The sequence below is a fragment of the Streptomyces sp. NPDC058086 genome, from assembly GCF_042885015.1.
In the GTDB taxonomy this organism is placed as follows: domain Bacteria; phylum Actinomycetota; class Actinomycetes; order Streptomycetales; family Streptomycetaceae; genus Streptomyces.
The window spans coordinates 1-1,030 of the sequence record NZ_JBHVST010000314.1 but is presented as its reverse complement, the minus strand read 5'-3'; the positions used below and the strand labels follow the sequence as shown (position 1 = coordinate 1,030).

The 1,030-nt window shown below is 71.5% G+C and carries 2 protein-coding genes; both read left to right on the top strand.

The window, feature by feature from the left end; genetic code table 11:
- Positions 1–192: 192 nt before the first annotated feature.
- The gene (gene sgcE6 / locus ACFVWD_RS58540) at positions 193–741 is read left to right on the top strand and encodes an NADH-dependent FAD reductase SgcE6 (protein ID WP_073771985.1); all 549 of its coding nucleotides are present in this window, start codon (positions 193–195) and stop codon (positions 739–741) included.
- The coding region (locus ACFVWD_RS58535) for a cytochrome P450 (protein WP_389607350.1) at positions 738–1,030 on the top strand (293 nt) is incomplete at its 3' end. The genes sgcE6 and ACFVWD_RS58535, both read left to right, overlap by 4 nt.

Here is a 1,030-nt window from a genome sequence, read left to right as displayed (position 1 = left end):
GAGTGTGCGGGTCGGCCAGCACCACCCGGGCCAGGGCGAGCTGCTGGGCCGGTTCGGCGCCGGGCGACGCGGATCCCGGCCGGGCGGCGCCGGGCGATGCGACGCCCAGCGGCACAGCTCCCTTCCCCATCGATCCCCCGATCCGTCGGCACACCACCGAGCCGGGCCCCGGCCGCCGGCAGGGAGGCAGAAATGAGTCCGATCACCGCTCCGCCCGCGGAGCTAGTCGACCCGAACGACCGCGTACAGCTCAGGAGGGTGTTCGGGGACTTCCCGACCGGCGTCACCGTGGTGACCGTCGGCGGGAGCGAGCCCCGGGGCATGACGGCCAACTCGTTCACGTCCGTCTCGCTCTCACCGCCGCTGGTGCTGATCTGCGTCGGCAAGGACGCCGTGATGCACCAGCGCCTCACCGCCCTGCCGACGTTCGCCGTATCGGTTCTGGAAGCCGGGCAGGAGAAGGCCGCCAGGCATTTCGCGGACCGCTCCCGTCCGCCGGGCGCCGACCAGTTCGACTCGGTGGACTGGCTGCTCGGGGAGGCGTCCGGCGCACCGCTGATCGCGGGTGCGGTGGCCCACCTGGAATGCGCGAAGCACCGGCTCTACGACGGTGGCGACCACACGATCTTCCTCGGCGAAGTGATCACGGCGACGCGCTGGCCGGTCCGCGAGGGGATGCTGTTCTCCGGCGGCCGCTTCCGCCGGTTCGCACCGGATGCGGGCGAAGGAAGGGCGGCATGAGGATCGATCCGCCCGGCCCGCCGCTCAGGGCGCTTCCGGGACTGCTGAGGAAGCTGGCGGTGGACCGCCTCGGCATGATGCAGGACGCGGCCGACCTCGGGGACGCCGTCCGCGTCTCCATGGGGCCCAAGAAGCTGTACGTCTTCAACCGTCCCGACTACGCCAAGCACGTCCTGGCGGACAACAGCGACAACTACCACAAGGGCATCGGTCTGGTGCAGTCCCGCCGGGTGCTGGGCGACGGTCTGCTCACCAGTGACGGTGAGACGTGGCGCGAACAGCGCAGGGC

Bases quoted from the DNA above. Each gene is read 5' to 3' on its own strand.
- sgcE6 (WP_073771985.1), top strand. From the start codon at position 193: ATGAGTCCGATCACCGCTCCGCCCGCGGAGCTAGTCGACCCGAACGAC.